Source organism: Streptomyces sp. f51, assembly GCF_037940415.1.
Classification (GTDB): Bacteria; Actinomycetota; Actinomycetes; order Streptomycetales; family Streptomycetaceae; genus Streptomyces.
The window spans coordinates 2,442,937-2,460,097 of the sequence record NZ_CP149798.1 but is presented as its reverse complement, the minus strand read 5'-3'; the positions used below and the strand labels follow the sequence as shown (position 1 = coordinate 2,460,097).

The 17,161-nt window shown below is 72.0% G+C and carries 14 protein-coding genes; 8 read left to right on the top strand and 6 right to left on the bottom strand.

All coding sequences use genetic code 11. The features are described 5' to 3' along the window. Nucleotides 1–47 precede the first annotated feature (47 nt). A complete protein-coding gene (locus tag WJM95_RS10830; RefSeq protein WP_339129379.1) occupies nt 48–287 on the top strand; it encodes a hypothetical protein in 240 nt (79 codons plus the stop codon). A 74-nt stretch (nt 288–361) separates the two neighbouring features. Here the strand turns inward: WJM95_RS10830 and WJM95_RS10825 are convergent, their stop codons facing one another. Beyond that, nucleotides 362–853, bottom strand: coding sequence for a DUF1203 domain-containing protein (locus tag WJM95_RS10825; protein ID WP_339129378.1), 492 nt, complete (start codon nt 851–853; stop codon nt 362–364). Between the two features lie 112 nt (nt 854–965). Here WJM95_RS10825 and pepN point away from each other — a divergent pair, with 112 nt between their 5' ends. After that, on the top strand, nt 966–3,545 hold the full coding sequence (gene pepN, locus WJM95_RS10820; protein ID WP_339129377.1) for an aminopeptidase N: 2,580 nt from the start codon (nt 966–968) through the stop codon (nt 3,543–3,545). 80 nt (nt 3,546–3,625) lie between these two features. On the opposite strand, the gene WJM95_RS10815 is transcribed toward pepN, so the two are convergent. Next, nucleotides 3,626–4,645 carry an aspartate-semialdehyde dehydrogenase gene (locus WJM95_RS10815; protein ID WP_339129376.1) on the bottom strand — a complete coding sequence of 340 codons (1,020 nt, stop codon included), beginning with the start codon at nt 4,643–4,645 and terminating at the stop codon, nt 3,626–3,628. Nucleotides 4,646–4,951: 306 nt separating this feature from the next. Here WJM95_RS10815 and WJM95_RS10810 point away from each other — a divergent pair, with 306 nt between their 5' ends. Beyond that, entirely contained in the window at nt 4,952–5,479 is a 528-nt protein-coding gene (locus tag WJM95_RS10810; RefSeq protein ID WP_339129375.1) for a sigma-70 family RNA polymerase sigma factor, read from the top strand. 1 nt (nt 5,480) lies between these two features. Further along, complete coding sequence (locus WJM95_RS10805; RefSeq protein WP_339129374.1) at nt 5,481–6,257, top strand: hypothetical protein; 777 nt, start codon at nt 5,481–5,483, stop codon at nt 6,255–6,257. A gap of 138 nt (nt 6,258–6,395) precedes the next feature. Here the strand turns inward: WJM95_RS10805 and WJM95_RS10800 are convergent, their stop codons facing one another. Then, nucleotides 6,396–9,704 (bottom strand): S8 family serine peptidase, encoded by a 3,309-nt coding sequence (locus tag WJM95_RS10800; RefSeq protein WP_339129373.1) that lies wholly within the window; start codon nt 9,702–9,704, stop codon nt 6,396–6,398. A gap of 244 nt (nt 9,705–9,948) precedes the next feature. Beyond that, nucleotides 9,949–10,518, bottom strand: a complete 570-nt coding sequence (locus tag WJM95_RS10795; protein ID WP_339129372.1) for a CGNR zinc finger domain-containing protein — start codon at nt 10,516–10,518, stop codon at nt 9,949–9,951. 127 nt (nt 10,519–10,645) lie between these two features. On the opposite strand from WJM95_RS10795, the gene WJM95_RS10790 reads away from it, so the two are divergent. The 4 genes from WJM95_RS10790 (at nt 10,646) to WJM95_RS10775 (ending at nt 15,344) form a co-directional block, all read left to right on the top strand. Beyond that, the gene (locus tag WJM95_RS10790) at nt 10,646–11,104 is read left to right on the top strand and encodes a VOC family protein (RefSeq protein ID WP_339129371.1); all 459 of its coding nucleotides are present in this window, start codon (nt 10,646–10,648) and stop codon (nt 11,102–11,104) included. Between the two features lie 14 nt (nt 11,105–11,118). Next, nucleotides 11,119–12,027: a pyridoxamine 5'-phosphate oxidase family protein gene (locus WJM95_RS10785; protein WP_339129370.1), complete on the top strand. Its 909-nt coding sequence runs from the start codon at nt 11,119–11,121 to the stop codon at nt 12,025–12,027. A 259-nt stretch (nt 12,028–12,286) separates the two neighbouring features. Next, entirely contained in the window at nt 12,287–14,068 is a 1,782-nt protein-coding gene (locus tag WJM95_RS10780) for a TIGR03767 family metallophosphoesterase (protein ID WP_339129369.1), read from the top strand. 91 nt (nt 14,069–14,159) lie between these two features. Beyond that, the gene (locus WJM95_RS10775; protein WP_339129368.1) at nt 14,160–15,344 is read left to right on the top strand and encodes a serine hydrolase domain-containing protein; all 1,185 of its coding nucleotides are present in this window, start codon (nt 14,160–14,162) and stop codon (nt 15,342–15,344) included. On the opposite strand, the gene WJM95_RS10770 is transcribed toward WJM95_RS10775, so the two are convergent. Then, on the bottom strand, nt 15,328–15,894 hold the full coding sequence (locus WJM95_RS10770; protein WP_339129367.1) for an isochorismatase family protein: 567 nt from the start codon (nt 15,892–15,894) through the stop codon (nt 15,328–15,330). The genes WJM95_RS10775 and WJM95_RS10770 overlap by 17 nt on opposite strands. A gap of 183 nt (nt 15,895–16,077) precedes the next feature. Next, nucleotides 16,078–17,133, bottom strand: a complete 1,056-nt coding sequence (locus WJM95_RS10765) for a hypothetical protein (protein ID WP_339129366.1) — start codon at nt 17,131–17,133, stop codon at nt 16,078–16,080. Between the last annotated feature and the right edge of the window lie 28 nt (nt 17,134–17,161).

The window sequence follows — 17,161 nt, the reverse complement described above, 5'->3', positions numbered from 1 at the left end:
GCACCCCCGGGCGCGCGGCCCCGCCGGGTGTTCGCTACGTTTGCACCGTGGACAAGAAGAACGCTCTGCGCGCCGGTGCCCTGGCGGCCGGTACGACGCTGATGATGCTGCTCATGTCGTCCCCCGCGCTCGCGCTGACCCGCGACGACGGCGACGACCCCGGCTCCGGCCTGAGCGTGATCGAGACGCTCGGCCTCTACGTCGCGCTGCCGCTCGTGCTGTTCGGGGGCATCACCGCCCTCGTGATGGTCCTGGACAAGTCCCACAAGCAGCCGAAGCAGGGCTGAGTCCCGCCCGCTTCGCACCGGCTCTCCGCCGAGGGAGTCCCCGCACCGAACGGCGCGGGGACTCCCTCGGCGCGTTACCGGAGCCCGGAGCCCCGGCGCACCTCGTACAGGAAGCAGCCGTACTCCACCGCCCGCACATGGACCAGCGCCACCTCGGGATCGGCGAACGCCTCCGTGAGGGCCTCGCCCAACGCGGCCGGTGTCTCGGCCAGTCGCCCGCCCAGGATGTGCCCCGCGGCCGAGTAGCGGCGGACCGCGCGACGGGCGTTCGTGAACGGCAGGGTGTCCGGGGCGGCCGGACCCGCGCAGTGGTCCGCGTGGACGAAGACCGGCCCGGTCTCGTCGTACGGGCCGGGATCGGCCCCCGTCTCCCGCGCCCAGCGGCGCAGCGGGGCGTAGGAGACCAGGGCGACACGCTCCCCGGGCTCGGCGCGGCGCAGACAGCAGCGCAGCGGGGACCCGCCCTCCTCGTCGGTCAGCGGGACCGGCCGGCGGCCCGCGTCGTCGGTGTCGCGGAGCTCCTTCAGGGCGGCCGCGCCGATGGGCCGTGCCGTGTACGTCGTCATGGTCCAAGGCTCGCGCCCGCGACGGCCGGGCACCGGCGGGAAACGGACATCGCGCTGTGTGCGGGTCCCGTGGAAGGATGGCGCAACCCACACATAACGAGGAGATGACCGCGTGCCTGGCACAAACCTGACCCGCGAAGAGGCGCAGCAGCGGGCGAAGCTGCTCACCGTTGACTCGTACGAGGTCGATCTCGACCTCTCCGGCGCGCAGGAGGGCGGCACCTACCGGTCCGTGACCACGGTGCGCTTCGACTCCGCCGAGACCGGCGCCGAGTCGTTCATCGACCTGGTCGCCCCGGCCGTCCACGAAGTCACCCTCAACGGCGACCCGCTCGACCCGGCCGCGGTCTTCAAGGACTCGCGGATCGCGCTGCCGGGCCTCCTGGAGGGACGCAACGTCGTCCGCGTCGTGGCCGACTGCGCCTACACCAACACCGGTGAGGGTCTGCACCGGTTCGTCGACCCGGTCGACGAGCAGGCCTACCTGTACACCCAGTTCGAGGTGCCGGACGCGCGCCGCGTCTTCGCGTCCTTCGAGCAGCCCGACCTCAAGGCCACCTTCCAGTTCACGGTGAAGGCGCCGACCGGCTGGACGGTCATCTCCAACTCGCCGACCCCGGAGCCCAAGGACGACGTCTGGGTCTTCGAGCCGACGCCGCGGATCTCGACGTACATCACCGCGCTGATCGTCGGCCCGTACCACTCCGTGCACAGCGTGTACGAGAAGGACGGCCAGTCCGTGCCGCTCGGCATCTACTGCCGCCCCTCGCTCGCCGAGTTCCTCGACTCCGACGCCATCTTCGAGGTCACGCGGCAGGGCTTCGACTGGTTCCAGGAGAAGTTCGACTACGCGTACCCGTTCACCAAGTACGACCAGCTCTTCGTGCCCGAGTTCAACGCGGGCGCGATGGAGAACGCGGGCGCGGTCACCATCCGCGACCAGTACGTCTTCCGCTCCAAGGTCACCGACGCCGCCTACGAGCTGCGTGCCGAGACGATCCTGCACGAGCTCGCGCACATGTGGTTCGGCGACCTCGTGACCATGGAGTGGTGGAACGACCTCTGGCTCAACGAGTCGTTCGCCACCTACACCTCCATCGCCTGTCAGGCCTACCACCCCGACAGCCGCTGGCCGCACTCGTGGACCACCTTCGCCAACTCCATGAAGACGTGGGCCTACCGGCAGGACCAGCTGCCCTCCACCCACCCGATCATGGCCGAGATCCGCGACCTCGACGACGTGCTCGTCAACTTCGACGGCATCACGTACGCCAAGGGCGCCTCCGTCCTCAAGCAGCTCGTCGCCTACGTCGGCATGGACGAGTTCTTCCGCGGCGTCCAGGCCTACTTCAAGGCCCACGCGTTCGGGAACACGCGCCTGTCCGACCTGCTCGGCGCCCTGGAGGAGACCTCCGGACGCGACCTCGGCACCTGGTCGCAGAAGTGGCTCCAGACCGCCGGCATCAACATCCTGCGCCCGGAGATCGAGACCGACGCCCACGGCGTCATCACCTCCTTCGCCGTCCGCCAGGAGGCCCCGGCCCTGCCCGCCGGAGCCCAGGGCGAGCCCACGCTGCGCCCGCACCGCATCGCGGTCGGCCTCTACGACCTCGACGCCGACAGCGGGAAGCTGGTGCGCGACGAGCGCATCGAGCTGGACGTGGACGGCGAGCTGACCACCGTGGCCCAGCTCGTGGGCAAGCGCCGCCCCGCCGTGATCCTGCTCAACGACGACGACCTGTCGTACGCCAAGGTCCGCCTCGACGAGGACTCCCTGGCGTTCGTCACCGAGCACCTCGGCGACTTCGCGTCCTCCCTGCCGCGCGCCCTGTGCTGGGCCTCGGCCTGGGACATGACCCGCGACGCCGAACTCGCCGCCCGCGACTACCTGGCCCTGGTGCTGTCCGGCATCGGCAAGGAGTCCGACATCGGCGTCGTGCAGTCGCTGCACCGGCAGGTCAAGCTCGCGATCGAGCTGTACGCCGACCCGACCGCCCGCGAGGCGCTGCTGACCCGCTGGACCGACGCCACGCTCGCCCACCTGCACGCGGCCGAGGCCGGCGGCGACCACCAGCTGGCCTGGGCGCGCGCCTTCGCGCTGACCGCGCGCACCCCGGACCAGCTGGACCTCCTGGAGGCGCTGCTCGAAGGCCGCGAGACCATCGAGGGCCTCGCCGTCGACACCGAGCTGCGCTGGGCGTTCGTCCAGCGGCTCGCGGCCGTCGGACGCTTCGACGAGGCGGAGATCGCCGCCGAGTACGAGCGCGACAAGACGGCCGCCGGTGAGCGGCACGCGGCCACCGCCCGTGCCTCGCGTCCCACCGAGGAGGCGAAGGCGGAGGCGTGGGCCTCGGTCGTCGAGTCCGACAAGCTCCCGAACGCCGTGCAGGAAGCGGTCATCGGCGGCTTCGTGCAGGCCGACCAGCGTGAGCTGCTCGCCCCGTACACGGACAAGTACTTCGCCGTGGTCAAGGAGATCTGGGACGGCCGTTCGCACGAGATCGCCCAGCAGATCGCGACCGGCCTCTACCCGGGCATCCACATCGCCGAGGAGACCCTCGCCAAGACGGACGAGTGGCTCGCAGCGGCCGAGCCCAACGCCGCGCTGCGGCGGCTCGTCTCGGAGTCCCGCTCCGGCGTCGAGCGGGCCCTGAAGGCGCAGGCGGCGGACGCGCGGTCGGCGACCGCCTAGGACGCGGCGGGAACCGAGAACCCCGAGGGGGCGGGCACCGGCCGGTGCCCGCCCCCTCGGGCGTGTGGTGGAGGCGGCTGTCAGCCCTCGCGCAGCTCGGCCGCCACCAGCTCCGCGATCTGGACCGCGTTCAGCGCGGCACCCTTGCGGAGGTTGTCGTTGGAGACGAACAGCGCGAGTCCGTGCTCGGCGGTCTCGTCCTGCCGGATGCGCCCGACGTACGAGGCGTCCTTGCCGGCGGCCTGGAGGGGCGTCGGGATGTCGGAGAGGACGACACCCGGGGCGCCCGCGAGGAGCTCGGTGGCGCGTTCGACGGAGATCGGGCGGGCGAAGCGTACGTTCACCTGGAGGGAGTGACCGGAGAAGACCGGGACCCGGACGCACGTGCCGGAGACCTTGAGGGCCGGGATCTCCAGGATCTTGCGGGACTCGTTGCGCAGCTTCTGCTCCTCGTCCGTCTCGTTCAGACCGTCGTCCACGATCGAACCGGCGAAGGGGAGCACGTTGAAGGCGATGGGGCGCTTGTAGACCTGCGGCTCGGGGAAGTCGACCGCCTCGCCGTCGTGGGTCAGCCGGTCGGCGTCGCCGACGACCTTCAGCGCCTGGCCGTGCAGCTCCGCCACGCCGGCGACACCCGAGCCGGACACCGCCTGGTAGGTGGCGACGATCAGGGCTTCGAGGCCCGCCTCCTCGTGCAGCGGCTTGAGGACCGGCATCGCGGCCATCGTCGTGCAGTTCGGGTTGGCGATGATGCCCTTGGGGCGGTCGGCGATCGCGTGCGGGTTCACCTCGGAGACGACCAGCGGGACCTCGGGGTCCTTGCGCCAGGCGGAGGAGTTGTCGATCACGACCGCGCCCTGGGAGGCGACCTTCTCGGCCAGCGCCTTGGAGGTGGCGCCACCCGCCGAGAACAGCACGATGTCCAGGCCCGCGTAGTCCGCCGTGGAAGCGTCCTCCACCGTGACCCCGTCGACGACCGTCCCGGCCGAACGGGCCGAGGCGAACAGACGCAGTTCCTCGACCGGGAAGTCCCGCTCGACGAGGATCCTGCGCATGGCTGTGCCGACCATCCCGGTGGCTCCGACGATTCCGACCCTCACGGCGACTCCCTTGACGTGCGTTCTACGTGGTCCAGCGCTTCCATCATGCGTCTCACCCGGCCCCGCGTGTCCAATCCTTTCGTCGCGCGGCTCACAGCGTGGGACGCGGCCGGGCACGCGCCGGAGCCCGATCCTGCGGTGCCCGGGCGCCCGGGTACGAAGAAATCGCCCGGCGACGGAGGGCCACCGCAAGCCGTACGGTGCGGACACCGGGGCGCCCGCGCGTCCGATGTGACGTACGACTCGTACAGGACCGAACGTTTCGGCCCGCACCGGCGTCGTAGAGGGGACGCGGGGAGGGGAGGGGTGGCTGTGCTGCGGAGAAAGCCACGTCGGGAAGCGGGGGCGGACGATCCCCTGGACGCGACGCAGGAACGCCGGGTGCGGGCCGTGCTCGCGCTCGGGGGCGTGCCGCAGGCGGACCTGCCGGACGGGGTACAGCAGGTCCGGCTGCGGCTGCTGGAGCGGGCGGCCAAGGGGGACGAGGCCCCGCGGGACGTGTCCGCCTGGGCCGCGGTCGTCGCCTCGAACCTCGCGATGGACTGGCACCGGGCCAAGCGCCGGCAGGAGCGTCTCGGCGAGCGGCTGGCCTCGCTGCGCCAGCTGGACCGGCCCTCCGACGAGGAGACCAGCGTGCTCTCGCTGGCCGTCGCCCAGGGCCTGGACGAACTGCCCGACGCGCAGCGCCAGGTCCTCGTCCTGCGGTTCTACGCCGACCTGCCGGTGCGGGACATAGCCGAGGAGCTCGGCGTGCCCGAGGGCACGGTCAAGAGCAGGCTGCACACGGCGGTCCGCGCCCTGCGCGCCCGCCTGCACGAGGACGAGGTGGTGTGACGTGGCCGAGTACGAAGGTCTGGATCCGCTCATGGCCGCGATCACGGACGCCGAGCTGCCCGAGGGCGCCCGGTACGACGTCCTGTTCATGGCCGAGCACCAATCCGCCGAAGCGGACGTGGAGGTGCTCAGGGAACAGCTGGTCGTCATCGGCGACGCGCTGGCGGACTCCGGGCGGACGGCAGAGCGGGCCGGCGGCTCCCGGATCTCCCGCGGGGCCGGGGGGCCCCGGGCGAAGCGGAGGCCGGGGGCCGGGCGTCCGGGAGGCATCCCGGGGAAGCGCTCACGGCTCCGGGCCGCCCTCGCCGTCGGGGCCGGCACCCTGGCCGCGGCGGCGGTGGCCTCGATGGTCGTCGGGCTGGGCTGGATGGCGGCACAGGGCGGAACGAACAGCGCGGACGCGAAGAGCGCGGACGGCGCCAAGGCGGACAGCGGCAGCCGGGGCTCGCTCAGCGCCCCCGGCTACATCGCCTGCTCCCGGCTCATCGCGGAGGGCACGGTCACCGGGGTGGCCGCGGTCCCCGGCACCGCGCGGGACCGGATCACGCTCGACGTCTACCACTCCTACAAGCCGGCCACGGGCGGGAAGAAGGTCACCTTCCTGATGGACCGGAACGTCGTCCCCCGGCTGCACCGGGGCGACGAGGTCCTGGTGGGCATCCCGCGGCACGCCTCGACCCCCGACATCTGGACCGTCGGGGAGCAGGCGATCGCCCGCGAGCGGTCCTGGATCGTCAAGGCCCTTCCGCAGGCGAGGGGGCTGCGGTGCGAGCAGTGACACCGGCCCCGGCGACGACCGGTCTGCCGGGGCCCGGGCAGGGGCGCTCCCGGGCCGGTGACAGGCGAAGGGGCGGGCGCCCGTTCCCGGACGCCCGCCCCGAGCCCCCGGCCGCTCGCGCGGCCGGGGATCACACCGCTACGGCGTGACCTTGTCGATCTTCACGCTGCCGAGGCCCGCGACCGTGCCGCGCGCGTTCACCAGCTGGACCTGACCGAAGAACTCGCGTCCCTCGGGCGCCGGCGCGGCGGCGGTGACCGTGCCGGACACCGTGGCCGAGGCACCGGTGGCGAGCTTCACCGGGGTCGAATCGTCCACCGAGACCGTGCCGAGCGCGGTCGAGAAGAACACGTCCCGGTAGTCGTAGGCGGTCGAGCCGGAGGGGACCGAGTAGCCCGCGACCTCGATGGTGTAGGTCCCGGCGGCGGGGTTGGCGATGGAGACGGCCTCCTCCGAGTCGCCGTCCGCCGACTGCCCGACCACGGTCCCGGCGGCGTTCTTCACCGTCAGGTCGAGGTCGGCGGCGTTGTCCGACACGTTCCCGATCGCCACGTCGAGCGACGCGGCGCCCGCGGGCACGTCCACCGTGGTGACCTGGGTCGCGCCCTCGGTGATGGTCGGCCGCGCGTTCTTGGAGGAACCGAGCGGACCGCCCTTCAGCCTGCCGTCGAGCGCGGCGAAGTTGTTCTTCACCGTCCAGGAGGCGGTGGCCGGGGTGCCGACCTTGGCCTCGGGGACCGTCACGACGGCCGGGTCGAAGGCCGCGCCGAGCACGGCGACGTCCAGCTTGTACGGGTTGTCGAGCAGCGGCGAGGTGCGGCGCGCCTCGACCTCGACCTCCCAGACGCCGGGCTGCGGGTCCGCGTACGAACGCACGTCGGGCTTGCAGCCGTTGCCGTCGAGGTAGTTGTTGTAGCAGTACGGGGTGCTGGTGTTGTCGACCGGGACGCCGTACGGGTGGATCGCGATGAACCGGGTCTGGCTCTTGTCCTTCAGCCCGCCGATCGCGACCTCGAGCGACTTGGCGCCCGCGGGAACCGTGACGAAGTACGAGGTGGTGCTGTTGCGCTGCACCGAACTCGAAGCGCTGTAGGTGTACTTCAGCGGGGTCGAGACCACGACGGTCGACAGGATCTGCTTGTCGACGCCCTCGGTGCGCGGGTCGTCGACCTCCAGGATCGCGCTCTTGAGTCCGGCCGACGTGGGCGCGGCCTGGACCTTGACGGTCACCGGCTGGTTCAGCGGGAGGTTCACCTCGTCCTTGCCGAGGATCCGGAAGGTGCCGCCGGCGTTGTTCGCGAAGGACAGCTCGTGCCGGACCGGCCGGTCCGGGCCCGAGGTGCGGGTGACGGTGATGTCGTACGTCTTGCGCTGCCCGGCCTTGAGGCCGCCCTCGCGGTCGTACAGGCCGGTGCCGAAGCCCGGGGTCTTCAGCGCGTAGTCGATCGCGGTGTCGACCGGCGCCTTGACGGTGTAGTCGTGGGCGGTGGCGCCGTCCTTGATGGAGTCCCAGGCGTCACCGATGTCGATGAGGCCCGCGCCCTCCTCGTACGCCTGAACGCCCTTGATGTGGTGGGCGGTCGACGTCAGCGCGGTGCGCAGGGTGGCCGGGGTGAGGCTGATGCCCTTCTGCTTCGCCGCGCTCAGCAGCAGCGCCGAGGCGCCCGCCGCCTGCGGGGAGGCCATCGAGGTGCCCTGGAGCATCGAGTAGCCGGCCGGAAGGGTGTAGCCCGCCTCGGCGACGGGGGAGCCCGGCATCCAGGTCTGGGTGGAGTTGATGGACGCGCCGGGCGCGCTCAGCGTCGGGGTGAAGCCGCCGTCCTCGCGCGGGCCGCGCGAGGAGAAGGGCAGCATCGCGTACTTCTTCTCCACCTGCGAGCCGTAGTTGGAGGCCCAGGTCGCCTTGGAGATGGTCGCGCCGACCGAGATGACCTTGTCGGCCAGGCCGGGGTCGCCGATGGTGTTCGCGCCGGGTCCGGAGTTGCCCGCGGAGATCACGAGCTGGACGCCGTAGGTGTCGATGAGACGCGTGTAGAGCTCGGCGCGCGCGTTGTTGCCGTCGTTGAGCGCGGGCAGACCGCCGATGGACATGTTGACGATGTCCACGCCACGGTTGGCGACGAGGTCGATCATGCCCTCGGTGAGCGCCACGTTGGTGCAGCCGCCGGTCCAGGTGCAGGCGCGCGAGGAGACGATCTTCGCGCCGGGGGCCGCGCCGTTCATCCTGCCGCCGAACAGGCCGTTGGCGGCGGTGATGCCGGCGACGTGGGTGCCGTGCTCGGCCTCGATGACTCCGATGTTGACGAAGTCGGCCTTCTTGCCGATCCAGGACCCGCCGTACGGGTCCATCGGCACGTCCTTGCGGATCTCGACGACGAACGGCTGCCGCTCGACGACGTCCGTCGCCGGGTTGTCGGTGCCGAAGTAGCCGATCTGGTAGCCGTCCTTGTACGGCTTCATCGGCGTGTCGTCGGTGAAGTCGTTGTTGTTGTTCAGGTCGACGGTGACCGTGCCGGCCGCCGGGTCGTAGAGCACGCCCCACGCGTCGGTGGTGTCACCGTCGCGGTTCGCGTCGCCCGCCGCGTCGCCGCCCGCCGTCGCCGACTCCCGGAACGTGCTGATCTCGTACGAACCCGCGGGCGCCGTCCACGTCTTGCCGCTGTAGGTGAAGGTGGGCCCGGCCACGGGGGTGACCATCGGGCGCCAGGTCGCGTCGCCGTCGACGATCGGGTCGGTCGAGGTGACCCAGTCGACGATCTTGCGCTCGCCCGTGGTGGTCTTCTGGAGCGCGGGGTGGCCCAGGTCGACGCCGGAGTCCAGGATGCCGATGGTGACGCCCCGGCCGTCCGCCTTCGGGTGGTCCTTGACGAAGTCGACCGCACCCGTCTCGAAGGAGGGGTTGTACGGGTTCTCGGCGGGGGTGTTCTTGCCGGGCCCGGAGTAAGTGGCGGCGGTGGCGGTGTTGCTGCCGTGCCTGGCCGTGTCGGCGCTCGGGGTGGGGTCGTCCAGCGCGATCTCCTGGCGCAGGTCGATCCCGTGCACCGAGGGGAGCTTGGCGGCGGCGGCGATGGCCGAGTCCGCCCTGCTCGTCGGGACGGTGGCGCGGACGTAGCCGAGCTTGTCGTAACTGCGGCCCACCGAGCCGCCCTTGACGGCGTTCAGCTCCTTGGCGACCTGCTCGGTCTGGCCGGGAGCCGTCGCGATCATCATGGTGACGTTCTTGTCGCCCTTGGCCTTGGCCTCGGCGAGAAGGTCGGCGTCGTTCGAACCGAGTTTGGCGGCGGCGGACTTGGTGCCGGGGTCGGCCGTGGGCGCGCCCGTGTCCGCGGAGAAGGCCATGGGTATCGGCCCGGCCGCGGAGAGCGCGGCCACCAGGCCCGCTGCCATGGCCAGGCGGGCCACGCGTCTCGCGCCCGATAGAGGTGCGCGCTGAGGGTCGGAGATCATCTGCATCCCTTGTAGGTAAAGGAACGAGCGTGGAACGGCCGGTTCCGGCGGTTCTTGTGGGACCGGTCGCATCAGTCCGGAATGTGAGCCCGGATGACCGCTCAGCTTTGCTCAAGGGACAGTTGTTTGGGGAGAGTTGACCAAGCGGGGATGGACGCATGGCGTACTCCCGCCATGCGCCATGCCGTCGATGTCGTGCTATGAGGGGACGTCCCGGACGGCTCGGATGTCTCTCTTTGTCGATTCAGCTCTCTTTTGTGCGCGCGTAGTGGCGGGACGCCTTCGCGCGGTTACCGCAGGCCGCCATCGAGCACCAGCGGCGGGTGCCGTTGCGCGAGGTGTCGAAGAAGTGCAGGACGCACGCCTCGTGGGCGCAGCGGCGGATGCGGTCCGGGGCCGATTCCAGCAGGTGCAGATAGTCGCGTGCGGCGAGCCACGCCGGCCCCCAGGAGGGGTCGTCGAACTCCGGTGTCCCGCCCGGCCCTTGATCGGTCAGCGTCAGCCGGACGCGTCCGTGGGCGAGGACGGCGTCGACGCGGGCGGCGGCCTGCGCCGGGAACCGGGGGTCCTGCTCGCCGGTCTGCCCGCGGGGGGTGTCGACGGCCGCGCGCAGGGCGTCGCGGGCTTCGAGCGTGTGCCGCAGGACGGTGTCGTCGGCGGGGAAGTCGAGCCCGTTGCCCGCCAGCCAGATCGCGAGGCCCTCGGTGTCGGTCAGCAGGTCGCGCACCGCGCCCTCGTGGACCCAGCGGGTGTTGAGCAGGTCGAGCGAGACCGGCTCGCCGGTGAGAGGGCGGGGGTCGGGGCTCGTGGACATGGGGTCTCCCTTCGCTGCTAACCGCTCAAGAGTAGGTCACCGGTTGACGTTCCCGATTATAACTCTTAAAGTCGATGACAAGGGTTAGCCCCTCCGATGGGGCCGCCACCGGCAGAAAGGCACCGTCATGACGCTGCGCACCGGCCACGTCGGCCTGAACGTCACGGACCTCGACCGCTCGCTCGCCTTCTACCGCGACGTCCTCGGATTCGGGGTGCTCGGCGAGGGCAAGGACGACGACGGGCAGCGGCGGTACGCGTTCCTCGGCCCCCTGTCCGGCGACGGCCGTCCCGTGCTCACGCTCTGGCAGCAGGCGCGCGGCACGTACGACGGCGGCCTGCCGGGCCTGCACCACCTCGCCCTCGAAGCCGAATCCGTCGAGCGGGTCAGGGAGTACGAGACGGCCCTGCGCGCGTACGGCGCCACGTTCGCCCACGACGGAGTGGTCGCCCACAGTGAGGGCTCGGCCTCGGGCGGCATCTTCTTCCACGACCCGGACGGCACCCGTCTGGAGATCTTTACGGCGAGCGGCGCCGAGGACGCGCCGGCGCCGAACGCGCCCGCGCCGACCTGCGGCTTCTTCTAGTCCCTGGAGCGGTCATGACATATCACCCGGGCTCGCGGACGATCCAGGACCGCGTGGGCGTACGGGACCTCGCCGACCACGTGGGCCGGGCCGTGGGCCAGGGCATCCGCCCGGTGGCCGCGGCCTTCCTCGAACTCCAGCCGATGCTGGTCGTCGGCGCCGCGGCCCCGAGGAGCGGCACCGGAGCCGGGCGGGACGCGGATCCCGCGGGCGGCGGGGTTTGGGCCTCGCTGCTCACGGGGGAGCCGGGATTCGTCCGGGCCACCGGGGCCCACCGGATCTCCGTCACCGGGGGGCTCCCCGCCGGTGATCCGCTCACCGGTGCCCTCGCCACCGAGGGCACCGCCGTCGGCACCATCGCCCTCGACCCGCGCACCCGCCGCCGTATGCGCCTCAACGGACGCGTCCGGTCCACCCCGCGCGGCTTCGCGGTCGAGGCCGACCAGGTCTTCGCCAACTGCCCCAAGTACCTCCAGAAGAGGCAGACGTACGAGACGGTGACCGGCCGCACACCGGGCGCCGCCCGGCACGGCACGGAACTCACCCCCGCGCAGCAGGAGTTCGTCGAGGCCGCCGACACCTTCTTCCTCGCCACCGTCCACCCGCACGGCGCCGACGCCAGCCACCGCGGCGGCAACCCCGGCTTCGTGCGCGTCGACTCGCCCGGCGAACTGAGCTGGCGCGACTACCCCGGCAACTCCATGTTCCTGAGCCTGGGCAACCTCACCGCCGACCCGCGCGCCGGTCTGCTCTTCCTGGACTGGACGGCGGGAGGGGTGCTCCAGCTCACCGGCACGGCCCGCACCGAGTTCACCCCCGACGGCGAACGCACCGTCCGCTTCACCCTCGCCGGGGCCGTCGAGACACCCGCCGCCAGCCCGCTGCGCTGGTCCGCGCCCGCCTACTCCCCGGCGAACCCCTGAACGAGCGGGCCACACCCCCGGATCCACCTCCCCTACCCCGCAAGATGAACACGGAGTGACCGCCCACCGGCCGTTCGGACAGGACTCCATGGACGCCCAGGGTGGGCCGAGATCGACGTACGGTGATCGGCGTCGCCCGTTGCCGCCCAGTTAACGCGCAGGTCATCCCCAGTGCCAACGATCCAGTACGAGCGGGGAGTTCGCGAGTCGAACACCCCGCGGCCACTGCCGACGCGTTCGCACTCGGGGAGACCGCGCCATGCCGCGCATACGCTCTGTCGCCACCGTACCCGCCCTCAACCGCCGCACCCTGCTGGCCGCCACCGGAGCGGTGTCCCTCACCACGGGGCTCAGCCTGGCCCTGCGCCCGCAGGCCCCGGCACACGCCACGACCGCCGCCCAGGCGCCCGTCGCCGACTCGCTCGCCCGCTCCCAGGGCCAGGCCGCGACCGGCCGCACCGCCCCGGCCGCGCTCGCCCCGTACACCCGCGGCACCACCCTCGCCGGCGTGGCCGCCCCGCGCTCCGGCTCCACCGGATACCGCCGCCTCGGCGACGGCGCCGGCTGGAAGCGGGTCGTCCGCGACGAACTCGCCGCCGCCAAGACGGGGCGGGCCGACCGGCGCACCGCCCTCGCCGCGTTCGTGCAGCTCACCGACCTGCACCTGACCGACGCCCAGCACCCGCTGCGCCTGGAGTACCTGCGCGCCCAGAACAAGAGCGCCTGGCGCCCCCAGGAGACGCTGACCGTCGCCGGCGCGGTCTCGCTGATCGAGCGGGTCAACGCCCTGCACGGCGCGCCCGTCACCGGTTCCCCGCTGCACTTCGTCATGACCACCGGGGACAACACCGACAACAACTCCAAGACCGAACTGGAGTGGTTCCTGAAGGTGATGAGCGGCGGGCGCATCACCCCCAACAGCGGTGACCCGCGGCACTACGAGGGCGTCCAGGCCAGCGCCCTGAAGACCTACTGGCAGCCCGACGCCGCCCTGCGCGACGCCGACAAGCAGCTCGGCTTCCCGCGCATCCAGGGCTTCCTGGAGGCCGCGATCAGCGAGCTGCGCAGCCCCGGCCTGAGCCTGCCCTGGTACTCCACCGTCGGCAACCACGACGCGCTTCCGCTCGGCTGCTACGGATCGCGCGGCGACTCCTACCTCACCGAGTTCGCCGTCGGCGGCAAGAAGCTGATGTCCCTGGGCTCCGCGGAGTGCGTCGCGCTCGCCAAGACCATCAAGGACGGCAGCAGCCCCAAGGGCGCCGCCTTCCACGACCTGCTCAGGGCGCACACCCGCCAGATGCGCTCGGTCACGCCCGACGAGAAGCGCGCCCCGTTCACCCCCGCCGAGTACGTCAAGGCCCACCTCGACCCGGCGTACACCGGACCGGGCCCGATCGGCCACGGCTACTCCTCGGCCAACCTCTCCGCGGGCACGCAGTACTACACGTTCCGGATCGCCGAGGACGTCATCGGCGTCAGCCTCGACACCACCGATCCCGGCGGCCACTACGAGGGCTCCATCGGCACGGCGCAGCTGCGCTGGCTGGAGAAGACCCTGCGCGACAACGCGGACTCCTACGTCGTCGTCTTCAGCCACCACACCAGCAAGACCATGCGCAACACCCACGCCGACCCCGCGCACCCGGCCGAGAAGCGGCACGGCGGGGAAGAGGTCGTCGCCCTCCTCGCGAAGTACAGCAACACCCTGGCCTGGGTGAACGGCCACACCCACAAGAACGAGATCATCCCGCACGCCGCCGCGGGCAACCGGTCCTTCTGGGAGATCTGCACCGCCTCCCACGTCGACTTCCCCCAGCTCGCCCGTGTCATCGAACTGGTCGACAACAAGGACGGCACCCTCTCGCTGTTCACCACCCTCGTCGAGTCCGCGGCCCCGCACGCCACGGACTTCTCCGACCTCACCCAGACCGGCCTCGCGGCCCTGTACCGCGAGCTCTCCTTCAACGCCCCCGGCGCCCGCACCGACCTGTCGGGCACCTCCCGCGACCGCAACACCGAGCTGATCCTGAAGAAGGGCTGAAAAGGGATCAACCCGCGCCGTCCGGGCAACCCGCCGACGCCCTCACGGAGTCCGTCCCCGCGACCGGGTCCGACAGCGAGACGGGGCAGACATGAGGGTTCGTACGGCACTGGTGGGAGCGATCGTCGCGGGGGTCGCCGTGACGCAGGCGGGTGTCGCGGCGGCGGCACCCGTGCGGGGCGGTCACGCGCCGACGCGCGCGGCCATGGAGGCGGCCGTGCGGGACGGTGTGCCGGGGGTGACCGCGACGGCCGGGGGCCCGCACGGCACCTGGTCCGCCACCGCGGGCGTGGGGGACCTGCGGACCGGCGCACCGCGCTCCACGGCCGACCGCTACCGCGTGGGCAGCATCACCAAGACGTTCGTCTCCACCGTCCTGCTCCAGCTGGAGGCGGAGAAACGGCTGTCACTGGACGACACCGTGGACCACTGGCTGCCCGGCCTGATCCGCGGCAACGGCAACGACGGCACGAGGATCACCGTCCGGCAGCTCCTCAACCACACCAGCGGGATCTTCAACTACACCGCCGACGAGGACTTCGTCGCCACGCACTTCGCCAGGGACGGCTTCCTGCGCCACCGCTACGACACGCTGACGCCCGAACAGCTCGTGGCCGTCGCCCTGTCCCACAAGCCGGACTTCGCCCCGGGCACCTCCTGGAACTACTCGAACACCAACTACGTCGTGGCCGGCATGGTGATCGAGAAGGTCACCGGCCGCTCCTACGCCTCCGAGATCCGCGACCGGATCATCAAGCCCCTCCATCTGCGCGCCACTTCGCTGCCGGGCACCCGGGCGAGCGTCCCCGGGCCGCACAGCAGGGCCTACTCCAAGCTGGCCGGGACGACGACCGGGCCGACCTACGACGCCACCTCCCTCAACCCCTCCATGGCCTCCTCCGCCGGGGAGATGATCTCCGACAGCGCCGACCTCGGCCGCTTCTACGGCGCCCTCCTGCGCGGCAGGCTCCTGCCGCCCGAGCAGCTCAAGGAGATGAAGACCACGATCCGGATCGACGGCGTCCCCGACGGCGGCTACGGCCTCGGCCTCCTGGAGCAGAAACTGAGCTGCGGCGTCCGGATCTGGGGACACGACGGAGGCATCCACGGCTCGTCCTCCGTGGCCGTCACCACCGCGGACGGCCGCCGCTCCCTCGCCTTCAACTTCAACGGCGACTGGACCGGGAACGCCGAGGCGGTGGTCGAGGCGGAGTTCTGCGGAACCCGGCAGGCCCCGGCGAGCCGCTCCTGGAACGCCCTCAGCCGTCGGCTCTGACCGCGAAGCTCAGCTCCGCCGTCCCGACGGTCTTCCCGCGCCGGCCGGGCGCGCGCTGCTCGTTCCAGTACAGGTTGGTGTGGGCGACGACCTCGGCCGGTGCGGGGGCGCCGTACGCGGTGAGGTCCTCCGTGGTGTGCGCGTCGCCGACCAGCGTGACGTCGTACCCACGGGTGAAGGCGCCGTGCAGGGTGGAGCGGACGCACATGTCCGTCTGGGCGCCGGTGACCACGACATGGCCGACGGCGCGCTCGGTCAGCAGGTCCTCCAGATCGGTGGCCTCGAAGGAGTCGCCGTACTTCTTGTGGACGACGGGCTCCGCCTCCTCGCGGACCAGCTCGGGCACGTACTGCCAGGACGCGCTGCCGTACTTCATCCCGTCGTCGGAGTGCTGCACCCAGATCACCGGCACCGCCTCCGCGCGGGCCCTGGCGACGAGCGCGTCGATGTTCGCGATCACACGCGCCCGGTCATGGGCGGCGTCCACCGCTCCGTGCTGCATGTCGATCACCAGCAGCGCCGTGTTCGGGCGGTCGGGCAGGGTCGTCATGGCACTCTCCTGTCGCTTGTCTCCGGCTCGTCGCGGCGGGCGCGTCCGGCCCGCCGCGGCCGGGGATATCCCGCTCGCACCACAGTAGATCGAGGCACTGACAACGCCACCGCGACAGCGGGAGGGGGCCCGCACGAGCACCCCGCGGGCCCCCTCCCTCCCCTCCGGGCACCGCCCTGTCCGTCACGACCGGGGCAGCACCACGACATAGGCGGCCGGATCTCGGTCGTTCGCGGCCATGAGCGCGGTCCGTACGACGGTGGCCTGCTGCTCCATCCCGTCCCTGAGCCCGCGCGGGGTGACATGGACGACGGTGACGCCCAGCCGCTCCAGGTGCTCGCGCCTGCGGGCCCGCTCGGTCTCCTGGGCGTCGGAGTCCTGGAGCGGAGTCCTGGTGACCAGCTCGACCGCCACCGCCTGCTCGGGCCAGTACGCGTCCGCCCCACCGAGACGGGGGCCGCCGGGCAGCCGCAGGTCGACGTTCCAGACCGGGTCGGGCAGCCCGTGCTCGAAGACCATCCGGTACAGCCGGTTCTCCGCGATCGCCCTGCCCTCCGCCACCAGCGAGTCCACGGCGTCCACCACGTGCGGGCGGTCGAGCAGCCGGGCCGCCGTCAGCTCCTCCACGACCGAGCGAGGTTCGCACAGGCCGCGGCGCACCGCCTCCGTCAGCAGCCCGCGCACCTCCTCCGCATCGGTCAGCTCCGCGATCGCGTCGGCCAGCGCGCGGGGGACGGCCGCGACCGGGACCCCGGCCACGAACGCGGGCGCAGGCAGCACGGTCGCGCGCACGATGCGCACGCAGCCCGTCGAGCGGAGCCGCCTCAGCCGGGGGACCAGTACGTCGATCGTGTCGAGCGAGAGCAGCGGCGGGGCGCAGGAGAGACCGTGCAGGGCCAGGGCCGCGAGACCGGTGATCAGCGCGTCCGCGCCGGGCCGCGGGGCGCGCGGTTCCGCGGAGCCCGGCTGGGCGGGGACGTGGTGCGCCGTGCGGGCCGAGGGGGGACGGGCCGTGTAGAGCAACGCGGCGTGCAGCCGCTCCTCGGGGGTCGGCGGGCCGGGACGCAGCAGGAACACGCCGGGGAGGATCCGCTGCCAGGGGCCGCCGGGCCGGCACCGCTCGTTGGCGTCCGCGGTCGTCACGCCGTGGCCGCGCAACTGGGCGGTGGTCAGGACCCGGTGCCGCACGGGGGACGACTGACGCAGGGTGCGGGGGGAGAGCGGGGTGCTGTGGTTCATGGTCCGGGGGTTCCCGCCCGAGTGCCGC

What these genes read in the sequence shown, in the direction of transcription:
- WJM95_RS10825 (WP_339129378.1), bottom strand. Translation starts at nt 853, where the DNA reads ATGACGACGTACACGGCACGGCCCATCGGCGCGGCCGCCCTGAAGGAG.
- WJM95_RS10800 (WP_339129373.1), bottom strand. Translation starts at nt 9,704, where the DNA reads ATGATCTCCGACCCTCAGCGCGCACCTCTATCGGGCGCGAGACGCGTG.
- WJM95_RS10795 (WP_339129372.1), bottom strand. Translation starts at nt 10,518, where the DNA reads ATGTCCACGAGCCCCGACCCCCGCCCTCTCACCGGCGAGCCGGTCTCG.
- WJM95_RS10790 (WP_339129371.1), top strand. Translation starts at nt 10,646, where the DNA reads ATGACGCTGCGCACCGGCCACGTCGGCCTGAACGTCACGGACCTCGAC.
- WJM95_RS10785 (WP_339129370.1), top strand. Translation starts at nt 11,119, where the DNA reads ATGACATATCACCCGGGCTCGCGGACGATCCAGGACCGCGTGGGCGTA.
- WJM95_RS10780 (WP_339129369.1), top strand. Translation starts at nt 12,287, where the DNA reads ATGCCGCGCATACGCTCTGTCGCCACCGTACCCGCCCTCAACCGCCGC.
- WJM95_RS10775 (WP_339129368.1), top strand. Translation starts at nt 14,160, where the DNA reads ATGAGGGTTCGTACGGCACTGGTGGGAGCGATCGTCGCGGGGGTCGCC.
- WJM95_RS10770 (WP_339129367.1), bottom strand. Translation starts at nt 15,894, where the DNA reads ATGACGACCCTGCCCGACCGCCCGAACACGGCGCTGCTGGTGATCGAC.
- WJM95_RS10765 (WP_339129366.1), bottom strand. Translation starts at nt 17,133, where the DNA reads ATGAACCACAGCACCCCGCTCTCCCCCCGCACCCTGCGTCAGTCGTCC.